The 10,317-nt window shown below is 61.9% G+C and carries 10 protein-coding genes; 4 read left to right on the plus strand and 6 right to left on the minus strand.

Features of this window, described 5'->3' with window-relative positions; translation table 11 throughout:
• Positions 1-114 precede the first annotated feature (114 nt).
• The 4 genes from doeA to KGR00_RS22000 all read left to right on the plus strand — a co-directional run bounded on the left by doeA (position 115) and on the right by KGR00_RS22000 (position 3,979).
• On the plus strand, positions 115-1,314 hold the full coding sequence (gene doeA / locus KGR00_RS21985; protein WP_129141829.1) for an ectoine hydrolase DoeA: 1,200 nt from the start codon (positions 115-117) through the stop codon (positions 1,312-1,314).
• A 15-nt stretch (positions 1,315-1,329) separates the two neighbouring features.
• Positions 1,330-2,346: a N(2)-acetyl-L-2,4-diaminobutanoate deacetylase DoeB gene (gene doeB, locus KGR00_RS21990; RefSeq protein WP_129141830.1), complete on the plus strand. Its 1,017-nt coding sequence runs from the start codon at positions 1,330-1,332 to the stop codon at positions 2,344-2,346.
• A 56-nt stretch (positions 2,347-2,402) separates the two neighbouring features.
• Complete coding sequence (locus tag KGR00_RS21995) at positions 2,403-2,870, plus strand: Lrp/AsnC family transcriptional regulator (protein WP_224419346.1); 468 nt, start codon at positions 2,403-2,405, stop codon at positions 2,868-2,870.
• A 255-nt stretch (positions 2,871-3,125) separates the two neighbouring features.
• Positions 3,126-3,979, plus strand: a protein-coding gene (locus tag KGR00_RS22000) for an IS5 family transposase (protein ID WP_224417144.1) whose coding sequence is annotated in 2 segments (ribosomal slippage) — positions 3,126-3,468 and positions 3,468-3,979 — 855 coding nt in all. Because the reading frame shifts where the segments join, the coding sequence is not laid out codon by codon here.
• Here the strand turns inward: KGR00_RS22000 and KGR00_RS22005 are convergent.
• The 6 genes from KGR00_RS22005 to KGR00_RS22030 all read right to left on the minus strand — a co-directional run.
• Positions 3,861-4,934, minus strand: coding sequence for a type VI immunity family protein (locus KGR00_RS22005; protein ID WP_224424525.1), 1,074 nt, complete (start codon positions 4,932-4,934; stop codon positions 3,861-3,863). The two genes, KGR00_RS22000 and KGR00_RS22005, sit on opposite strands and share 119 nt — an antisense overlap.
• Before the next feature lie 544 nt (positions 4,935-5,478).
• Positions 5,479-6,552 (minus strand): DUF6708 domain-containing protein, encoded by a 1,074-nt coding sequence (locus KGR00_RS22010; RefSeq protein ID WP_224419909.1) that lies wholly within the window; start codon positions 6,550-6,552, stop codon positions 5,479-5,481.
• A gap of 1 nt (position 6,553) precedes the next feature.
• Complete coding sequence (locus tag KGR00_RS22015; RefSeq protein WP_224419908.1) at positions 6,554-6,775, minus strand: hypothetical protein; 222 nt, start codon at positions 6,773-6,775, stop codon at positions 6,554-6,556.
• Positions 6,776-6,782: 7 nt separating this feature from the next.
• On the minus strand, positions 6,783-9,215 hold the full coding sequence (locus KGR00_RS22020) for a T6SS effector BTH_I2691 family protein (RefSeq protein ID WP_224424526.1): 2,433 nt from the start codon (positions 9,213-9,215) through the stop codon (positions 6,783-6,785).
• Entirely contained in the window at positions 9,199-10,095 is an 897-nt protein-coding gene (locus KGR00_RS22025; RefSeq protein ID WP_224419904.1) for a DUF4123 domain-containing protein, read from the minus strand. Before KGR00_RS22025 ends, KGR00_RS22020 begins: the two co-directional genes overlap by 17 nt.
• A gap of 3 nt (positions 10,096-10,098) precedes the next feature.
• Positions 10,099-10,317: DUF2345 domain-containing protein (locus KGR00_RS22030; protein ID WP_224424527.1), on the minus strand; the 219-nt coding region annotated here is incomplete at its 5' end.

A 10,317-nucleotide genomic window follows, 5' to 3' on the forward strand; every position in this document is an offset into this window, starting at 1 on the left:
AAAGTGAGATGCCAGCCTGCCAGGCATGCTCTATGAAGCGTCTACGTAGCGGCTCGACTTCCCGCGCCATGCCGGATGGTCGATTTGGCGATTTCGTGTTTGGGACGAGGCCCCATGATCCAGGTTTCCCTGCCGTTCACCCGTGAGGAATACGCCCAGCGCATCTGGAAGGTGCGCCGCTCGATGGCCAGTCGCGGCATCGACGTGATGATCATCAGTGACCCCTCCAACATGGCCTGGTTGACCGGCTATGACGGCTGGTCGTTCTACGTCCACCAGTGCGTGCTGCTGGGCCTGGAGGGCGAGCCGGTCTGGTACGGCCGACGCCAGGACAGCAACGGGGCGCTGCGTACCTGCTGGATGGACCCCGAGAACATCACCTACTACCCGGATTACTACGTCCAGAATCCGGACATGCATCCCATGGACTACCTCGCCCAGTCGATCATGCCCGAGCATGACTGGCACGAGGGGGTCGTCGGGGTGGAGATGGACAACTACTACTTCTCCGCCAAGGCCTTCCAGTGCCTGGTCAAGGAGTTGCCCCACGCGCGCTTTCAGGATGCCAACTCGCTGGTCAACTGGTGCCGGGCGATCAAGTCGCCGCAGGAGATCGCCTACATGCGCACCGCCGCGCGCATCGTCGAGGGCATGCACTCGCGGATCCTCGAGATGATCGAGCCCGGGCTGGCCAAGAGCAAACTGGTCTCGGAGATCTACCGCGTGGGCATCGAGGGCTGGACCGACGGCGAAGGCCAGGTCTACGGCGGCGACTATCCGGCCATCGTGCCGCTGCTGCCCACCGGCAGTGATGCCGCGGCGCCGCATCTGACCTGGGACGACACGCCGTTCCGCGAGGGCGAGGGGACCTTCTTCGAGATCGCCGGCTGTTTCAAGCGTTATCACTGCCCGCTGTCGCGGACCGTCTACCTCGGCAAGCCGCCCAAGGAGTTCGTGCGCGGCGAATCGGCCCTGCTCGAGGGGATCGAGAACGGCCTGGCCGTGGCTCGGCCCGGCAACCGCTGTGCCGACATCGCCATGGCCCTGGGGGCGGCGATGGACAAGTACGGCTTCGACCGCGGCGGCGCGCGCTGCGGCTATCCGATCGGCATCAGCTATCCGCCGGACTGGGGCGAGCGCACCATGAGCCTGCGCCCCTCCGACGAGACGATCCTCGAGCCCGGCATGACCTTCCACTTCATGCCCGGCATGTGGATGGACGACTGGGGCCTGGAGATCACCGAGAGTATCCTGATCACCGAGAACGGTGCCGAACCGCTGGCCGATTTCCCGCGTCAGCTGTTCGTCAAGTAACGAAGGGAGCACGACATGAGCAAACGCCCCAGCCCCATCTCCGCGACCGTCGACTTCGATGCCGACGGCGTCCAGCACGGCTTCCTCAAGCTGCCGATCTCCACCGACGAGTCGGCCTGGGGGGCGGTGATGATCCCGATCACCGTGGTCAAGAACGGCGAGGGCCCGAGTGCGCTGCTGACCGGCGGCAACCACGGCGACGAGTACGAGGGCATCACCGCGCTGCTCAAGCTGGCACGTACCCTCCGCGCCGAGGACGTCCACGGCCGGGTGATCATCGTGCCGATGATGAACGTGCCGGCGGCCCAGGCCGGCCGGCGCACCTCGCCGATGGATGGCGGCAACCTCAATCGCAGCTTCCCCGGCGATCCGGACGGGCGCGTCACCGAGCAGATCGCCGACTACTTCACCCGCTATCTGGTGCCGCTGATCGACGTCGCGCTCGATCTGCACTCCGGCGGGCGTACCCTGGACATCATCCCCTTCGCCGCCTCGCACCACCTGGACGACAAGCAGCAGCAGCGTCAGGCGCTGGAAGGCGCCAAGGCCTTCGGCGCGCCCACCGCGATGATGATGTTCGAGCTCGACGCCGCCCGGCTGTTCGACACCGCCGTCGAGAGCCAGGGCAAGGTCTTCGTCGCTACCGAACTCGGCGGTGGCGGCACCACGACGCCCGAACGCCTGATGATCGCCGAGCGCGGGGTGCGCAACTTCCTGATCCACTACGGGCTCATCGACGGCACCCCGGAGATGCCCGCCGAGGGACAGGTCTACGTCGACATGCCCGATGCCTCCTGCTATGTGCAGAGCGAACACACCGGCCTGCTCGAGCTGACCGTGACGCTGGGCGACACGGTCGAACAGGGGCAGGTGATCGCCCGCGTCTACGACATGACCCGCACCGGCGCCGATCCGGTCGAGTATCATGCCCAGCGCAGCGGTCTGATGCTGGCGCGGCGCTTCCCGGCCCAGGTCAACATGGGCGATACCATCGCGGTGATCGGCGAAGTGGTGGATGCCCTCGACGGCTGACGCACGAGGGACCGAATGGCTGTCGCCCGCCTTGGGCGACCTGACGACGGAGCCGCATGAAGCTCGACCGATACGATCTCAAGATACTCGACATCCTGGCCAGGGACGGCCGCATCACCAAGTCGCGACTGGCCGAGGCGATCAATCTATCGGTCAGCCCGTGCTGGGAACGGGTGCGCCGGCTGGAGAAGGCCGGCATCATCGAGGGCTACTCGGCGCGCATCAATGCCCGTGTGCTGGTCCGTCGCACGCCGGTCTGGATGCAGATCGAACTCAAGCAGCACAATGCCGAGAGCTTTCAGCGCTTCGAGAACGCCATGCGCGACACGTCGGTGGTCACCGAGTGCGTCGCGGTGGGCGGCGGCGTCGACTATCTGGTCAAGGTCGAGGCCGATTCGGTCGATGCCTACCAGCGGCTGATCGACGAGTGGCTGGTGTCCGATCTTGGCATCGAGCGCTACTTCACCTACATCGTCACCAAGACGGTCAAGCACGCGCCACCACCGCTGGGCCTGGAGGAATGAGGTCCGAAGCGACGCCGTTCATTCATTCATACCTGTAGGGTCCCGGATGGTCGAGTCGCCCACATAAGTTATCGTCTTCTTGCCGCCGGTAGAGCGCCGAGCTATCCGGAAAGGGCTGTTGGGAAAACGTCGAACAGCAGGGCATCGTCCATTTTAATGACTCCCTGTTCGATTGCGGTTCATGGCCCGGGCTAGGCTTTGTCCGAAAAGTCGGATTTGCTAATGTGCCCCATGCTGCAACTGCATAGGTGACCCATGGCAGGACGCTACGAGATCTCCGACCACGGCTGGGCCCTCATCGAAGACATCGTCTCGCCGCCGCAGAGGTCAGGCCGTCCCCGTCGCGATGACCGCCAGGTATTGAACGGCATCTTCTGGATCCTCTGCTCGGGTGCCAAGTGGCGCGATCTGCCAGAGCGCTACGGCCCTTGGAAGACCGTTTATGACCGTTTCCGTCAGTGGCGCGATGATGGCACCTTCGAGGCCATTCTGGCGCGCCTCCAACTTCGCCTGCGAGAGGATGGTCTGATGGACCTGGACACCTGGATGATCGATTCGACATCGATCCGCGCCACTCGGGCCGCCTCAGGAGGCGGCAAAAAGGGGGACAGGTAGAGCCCGTAGACCATGCCCTGGGACGGAGTCGGGGCGGTCTGACGACCAAGATCCATATGCTCTGTGACCGGCATGGTTGGCCGCTGGCCTTCACGCTGTCGCCGGGGCAGGATTCGGATACACGGCACTTCATTCCCACCCTGGAGGATGTGCAACTGCCTGGAACCAAAGGCAGACCTCGCAAGCGTTGCCGTTTCATCGTGGCGGACAAGGGCTACGATAGCGAACCGCTTCGCCGCTACTGCGACCGGCATCGCATGAAGCCGATCATTGCCCGGCGCAAGATGAAGCGAAAACCGCGCCCCGGCGCTCCAAGGGGCTTTGACAAGCCCCGGTATCGAGAGCGAAACATCATTGAGCGCTGCTTCGGTTGGATCAAAGAGCTACGCCGGGTTTGCACCCGTTACGACAAATTGGCCAGCAGCTTCCGGGCGATAGTATGCCTGGCCTGCATAGACCGTTGTTTGCGTGCAGACTTTTCAGACAGAACCTAAAGCGTGCCAGCCATGCTCTGTAGTTTTCTTTATCCAGACGAGGTTCGTGCGCCATGCTGGGTGTATAACGTCGGTGAATCCCCTGATGATCCTTGATGCGCACCGGCTCGATGATCGCCGCCACGCGGCGGTAGTCCTGCAGGGCGGCCAGGGTCTCGGGGTTGTCGTTGTCGCCCAACTGCGGCATAGGGCCGGCGCGCAGGATGGCGCCGTCGGAATAGTCCAGCATCGGCAGCGCGCCCATCTGCTTGCGCACCGCCTCGCGGCCGCCGAGCTTTTCCAGCCAGCCGTCGTTCAGCACCGTCAGCCAGTCCACCCCCTTGGGGCCGCGGGCTAGGTTCAGCCGGTGTCCCGATGGATCGTTGATCTGCAGGCCGGGAAAACGCTGGGCGTAGCGGTACTCGAGCAGTTGCGCCTGATCACGGTGATGGTGGCTATAGGCGCGGTTAAGCGCGAGCCCGGCATAGCCGTGCTCCGGCGCCAGCGCCTCGCACCAGCGCTGCAGCAGCGCGGGCAGCTTCTCCTCACGGTCGATAAAAAAGTCGATGGGAAAATAGCACTGCATGGATGACAGATGTGGATGCATCTCATCGACGTGCACACCGAGCACACTGAAGCCGTAGAAGGAGGCGTCGGTGCGCCGTTTGCCGCCGTGATAGGTGAACTCCCATTCGCCGCGTCCGTAACTGGGCAGCCAGTCGAAGGGGGTGATGTAGCTATCCCAGCCCTGGAGCTTTTTCCAGCGCCCGGTCTGGGGGTTGGTGGTCCAGGTGAGCTGATCGCCGACGAGGTCGAGATAGTCGCGGAAGATCGACAGGATCGCCTCGCGCTTGGCCTGATGCTGGGAGCCGGTGAAGTAGAGTGTGACACCGATATCGATGGCGAACAGCACGCCATCGTCCGTTTCGACGGTGAGCGCGGTGTCGTTGGCGGCGCTCAGTTGCTGAGGTTGCATGGGGTCTCTCCGAAAGGTTGTCGTGGCAGTCTCGGTCGAGGCGGTGTCAGCCGGCCGGTCACCACAGGGCGACGGCGGCGGTCCCCAGGGCGCGCACGGTCATGCCGCCACCGGTGCGCACTGCCTGTTGGCCGACAGCAGCATCCAGCCCGCCGCTGACGTAGGCCAGGGCGGCGCCGGCGTCATCTCACTCTGCTGGCCTGGCGTTGCGACCCCGCGATGAATCCGTCGACATCGTCGCGAATCCCGTTGATGGGCACCAGGCTGTGTCTCAGGGCATTCACTTCCTGGCCTTGGCTCGCGTCGCGGCTGCCCGCATCGCCCGATTGGCGACGCACCCAGGGGAAGTTGGCCTCGGCCACCCGCTCCCCAAGTTCACGCAGCGGGCGGGTATAGTCCGCCGCGCCGCTTCCACTGTGTCAGGGAGAGCCTGCGCATGGCGTCACGCCGGCCGTCCGTATTGACGGCGTGCCAGGGACTGCCCCTGGCCGCATTGAAGACATACAGGAAGCCTTCTTGCAGCAGCCTCAGCGTGTAGTGCTGACTAAACATATCCCCGAAAGCAGAAGTACAGAATCACCAGTACCTCTGCCCAGCCCAGCAGGAAGCAGAACAGCGGCCAGAGGATCTCCTTCGCGGTCAGCGGAGGCTCGGTGTGGCGATTGCGAACGTAGGGGTCGTTTGGATCAACTCGGCATTTTTCCTCGACCCACTCGGGCCAACGTGGCACGCGACAGGTCCACTTGGCTATGAGGCGGCCGGTGCCGGCCCACATGACCATGGGGGCAAAAATCAGCTGGACCGCACGACTATCAGCCATCACCTGGGTGGCCTGGATCAACGAGTGGATGAAACTCTCACGCTTGCCATCCAGATCCAGCAGGCGCTGGTCGACCTGATAGGCCTGAATATGGCCGTCGGGCTCCTCCATGTAGCGACGCACCAGCTCCCAGATTTCCAGTACGCCTTTCATCCCCTTGAGGCCTTCGTACTTGAAGAAAACCAGGTGATAAAGCATGTTGCCGTTGCGATCCCGCACGTATCCGCGAATCTCTTCACGCGACATGCCCCGACGATCCTGGGACTTCGTCGCTTCGCTGGTGTAAAATTGAATGTCATCCCAGTTCATGGTGACGACACCCATATCCTGAGACCAGACATAGACCTTTCTATCCCGTCGATTGAAGCGCATGGGGTAGTGGGTTTTGCGGAATAACTCTCTGCGCAATAAGGAGTTAAGTAGTGGAAAGCATACCAACAAGATGATGGCAAGAGAAATTGCAAATAGTATGTACGCAACAAAGGGGATTTCCGAACCCTTTTTCACTATGTAATAAATTATTATCGCCAAGCCATAGGCAGATGGAACGCCTCCCATAAGACCGAAAAATGAAGGTACGCCACGAAGTCGATTGCCAGCATCTACCACTTCGATAAAAGATGAATTGACTTTCATCACCGCATCGTTAAAGTTCGCCTTTATCCCTTCCAGAGATTTGTCTTTTTTGTTAAGGAAGCCCGTTTTGCCCACTATTTTCAAGAGCCTAGAGGTCGTGCTGGAAAACCCCCAATTCCCTTTTATAAAGAGATTATAATAATCCTTAGCAGACGGCCGCATTTCAGTCTTCCTTATGAGTGATCGCCTTGAGGCGCTGCATTTCTTTTTCCAAGGCAGCATTGCCTGGACTTGGCGCACCGCGTTCTCCAAAAGCCCATTCGGCCAGCCATTCTTGCAAATCGTTTTCCGTGAACCACAAAATGGCGATAGCTGCCGCAATGGCAAAAATGCCAAGAATCCCAGCTATCCACCACAGGGCAATGGTTGAAAATATTCCGGTCAAACCAGTACTAATAGAAAATATAGCAATACTGGCACCTATAGTGGATGAGCCGGAAAGTAGGCGGATGCAGCTTCTGAGTCCATTCACCGTCAGCCAACCTTTCTCCGCCCTCCCAAAGATCCATGGCACCAAGAATAAACCCACCCGCCAAACCAAACCTCGCTCCCCATCTCAGGAAAAACCGGCTGGACCCGGCCAGCAGATGATCCGACGCGACAAACACCTTGCGCCCATGCTCCAGCGCCTTGCCCACCAGTTCGGCGGCACTGCCGGCCAGCATCAAGCTCATGCCCATCAGGCGGCCTTGAGCCCGGAGCCCCGCCTCCAGAATACTGTTCATGCCTTTGAGTTGACTGTCCAGACTGGCCCAGGCCAGCGCCACCCCGACGATGCCCGCCGAAAATTCCAGTTGAGCGCGACGGGATAAGTGTGCGGAGAGTGCCGGGTCGTCAAGCAGGTCATCGAGCGGGCCGAAATCGATCTGGCGAACATCGAACGTGATTGCGGGTTGCCCGTTGGCGGGAATAAGCGAGCGCGTCTCTACCCGAACCTTCTGCTGGAACTGATGCCGCTCACTCTCGCCCCAGTCGGGCTGGATCCGCTTGAGCGGCTCGCGGGTTCGGGAGAGGGCTTCCTCGAACGTCACGCTGCCTTGGGTGATCTGAATCGAGCGTCCCGAGATCATCCCCAGCGTGAGCAGAAGGGGAGCCGGGTTCTGCGCGTTGGCCACGGTACTTTGCATCGGCCCGAGCACATGACCGAGCATTCTGGCGGGCGAGGCAACCTCATCGGGATAATCTTCCGTCAACCCCAGATACGCCGCTATCAAGGGCCCCCAGGGCAGGGCGGCGGGATTATTGGGTGCGGCACCGAAATCGGCATCGCTGGCTGCCATGACCTGTTCGACCAGGGCTTGCTGATTGAGGCACATGCCTCTCAGCAGCAGGTTGCTATTGTCGATCTCGCTCGCCGACAGCCATTCGACATACTGCTTGAATGCGGGCGCGTAGCTCTGGGTGCCCAGCAGCACGAAGGAGATCACGGAAACGAAATTGATACCCGACTCGATGTTCGCATCATCGAATCGGCTGTTGAGGTAGATGAGCAGCGGATTGCCCGTCAGCCAGCTCACGTAGGCCGATGCCAGTGGCTGCATGTTGGCTTTGTCGTACGCCGAAAGCTGGGGGCGATAGGTGCTTTCCATCCAGTGATCGGGCTCGCCGGGGCGGAGCTTGTCGCCATATTTGTCCCAGGCGTCGTCGGCGGCCTCCTCGAGTTCATCCTCGCTGATACCTCGAAGCGTCTCCCGTCGAAAGGCATCTACCTCTTGCCGAAAAGCAGGTTCCTCTCGCTGACGGCGCTCAAAATTTTCTTTAAAATCATGCTCGAAACCGGGATGACCATAGCCATTGTAGTATTTGTCATGTAGATGGTCTTCGACGATTTCGTTCGCGCGCTGCATCCGCGCCCGCTCCCGAAAGCCGTCTCGCAACGCGTTGACGACCCCCGCCGTCACGAACGGGCGCTTGATCGCTTCCTGCTCGTTGAACTCATTTTCTCGCTCGGCGAGTAACGCGGCGAGATCGCTGGTCACGCCAGCCGGATCATCGAGCACGAACAGCGCCGGTGTCATCTCACTCTGCTCGTCACTCTGCTGGGCCTGGCGTTGCGACCACGCGATGAATCCCTCGACATCGTCGCGAATCCCGTTGGCGGGCGCCAGGCTGTGGCTCAGGGCACTCACTTCCGGACTTTGGCTCGCGTCGCGGCTGCCCGTATCGCTCGATTGGCGACGCACCCAGGGGAAGTTGGCCTCGGCCACTAGCTCCCCGAGTTCACTCAGCGGGCGGGTATAGTCCGCCGCGCCGCCTTTCCACTGTGTCAGGGAGAGCTTGCGCATGGCGTCACGTCGGCCGTCCGTATTGGCGGCGTGTGCTTTCCACACGCGTTTGGTCCAGCGGTCATCCGAGAAGGCGATATACAGCTCCGTGGCGTCCTTGGCCGAGGGTACCGTGATGCAACGCCCTGGATAGACATGCTCGGGATTGCCGCGGCAGGGGAACTCGTCATCCTCCACCGGCGCATTGATGTCAGCGTCGAGCGGTCCTGGCGCGTCGGGGTCGAGGGCCAGCAACTCGTCATTGGTGATCTCGATGTAGCGGCTGAGAAAGCCTTCATCGGTCACGTTGTAACCCTGCCAGCTGCCCTTGGCCGCGTTGAAGACATACAGAAAGCCTTCTCGCAGCAGCCTCAGGGTGTAGTGCTGGCCTCCCGAGAGCGCAATCTGCGAGACGGCATCATCCGCGAGATCCGCCGGCAACTCGGGGGCGGTGAGGCCGACATCGTCGCTACGCGCCACGGCATAGCGCACGGGCAGGATCGGCAGGCCACCGCCACCACAGAAGCTGCAATCGGGGCGAGGACTATCGGCGCGACTCATGTCCGCTCCTTAACTCTGAAATGAGGGTATTCCATTCGGCGTCATGCCATGCATCCAGATGGCCGCCAGTGTCGGATAAACGCCGCGTCGCCAGCGCCATGAACGATTCCACCAGGTCCTGTCCGGCCAGGCCCGGCAGGTGCATGGCCGCGCGCTCTGCCAGTAACGGCTGATCCCCGGGCGATAGGCCTGAGCGCTGCGCATGACGCAGGGTGTCATCCAGCCATTGCCAGTGGGTCGTGTCCTGCGGCCAGTCGGGCGCCAGCAGGGCCAGACGGCGCAGGCTGCGATTCAGGTCCGCAAAGCGATCGATACTCGACCACTGGCCGCGAGTCAGTTCCAACCAATCGATGGTCGTCGTGATCTCGGGACGCTTCAGGACATAAGACTGGCCCTGGCCGTCGAACCAGGACCATCGATCGAGGGGGCCCAGGAGTCGGGCCAGTTGCGTCGGTGTCAGCAACCACGCCAGATGGCGGAAGACGAGTGGATCGTAATAGCGAAACCAGTGATAGCGGCGATCGCCCGGACGTCGCTGCAACAGTTGACGACGCAGATGCCAGGCCGTTCGATTGAGATCGGCGCGTGTGCTCATCAGCGCCGAGAAGAACAGGACGCCACGTTTGCGGTAGCGCCGGATGCGTGCGATCAGGTCGTCATACACCTCGTGAGGCAAGTCCTGAAGCGCGACCAGCTGTGGCAGGCGATGCGCCCTTGCTGGTGCAGGCGACGTTTCCAGCGCCTGGACCGGCAGGTCGCGCCAGTCTCGTTCGTGCACGACCAAGGGGTTGATCACGGCGAAGTCGAACTGACGCAGCGACCCTGGCGTCAGCGCCTCGTCATGGGCGTGAATCCGAGATGGCTCTCTCAATACCGACATGGATCAGCCCCCCACGGGCGTACTGCCGGACGAGGACTTATCGGCACCCGCGAACTGTTTCTCGCACTCGCCCTCGGGCAACTCGGCCATGCCCGCATCCAGGCTCGTCGGCCCACCGAAGTTGTGCTGTGCCCCCTTGACGTCCACGGCGCCGGGGCAGTGGATGTCCACGTTGCCGTTCTCGACACGGATATAGCCGCCGCCACTGGTCAACAAGATGCC

This window comes from Modicisalibacter sp. MOD 31.J (assembly GCF_020147985.1).
GTDB lineage: Bacteria > Pseudomonadota > Gammaproteobacteria > Pseudomonadales > Halomonadaceae > Modicisalibacter > Modicisalibacter coralii.

What these genes read in the sequence shown, in the direction of transcription:
- doeA (WP_129141829.1), top strand. Translation starts at nt 115, where the DNA reads ATGATCCAGGTTTCCCTGCCGTTCACCCGTGAGGAATACGCCCAGCGC.
- doeB (WP_129141830.1), top strand. Translation starts at nt 1,330, where the DNA reads ATGAGCAAACGCCCCAGCCCCATCTCCGCGACCGTCGACTTCGATGCC.
- KGR00_RS21995 (WP_224419346.1), top strand. Translation starts at nt 2,403, where the DNA reads ATGAAGCTCGACCGATACGATCTCAAGATACTCGACATCCTGGCCAGG.
- KGR00_RS22005 (WP_224424525.1), bottom strand. Translation starts at nt 4,934, where the DNA reads ATGCAACCTCAGCAACTGAGCGCCGCCAACGACACCGCGCTCACCGTC.
- KGR00_RS22010 (WP_224419909.1), bottom strand. Translation starts at nt 6,552, where the DNA reads ATGCGGCCGTCTGCTAAGGATTATTATAATCTCTTTATAAAAGGGAAT.
- KGR00_RS22020 (WP_224424526.1), bottom strand. Translation starts at nt 9,215, where the DNA reads ATGAGTCGCGCCGATAGTCCTCGCCCCGATTGCAGCTTCTGTGGTGGC.
- KGR00_RS22025 (WP_224419904.1), bottom strand. Translation starts at nt 10,095, where the DNA reads ATGTCGGTATTGAGAGAGCCATCTCGGATTCACGCCCATGACGAGGCG.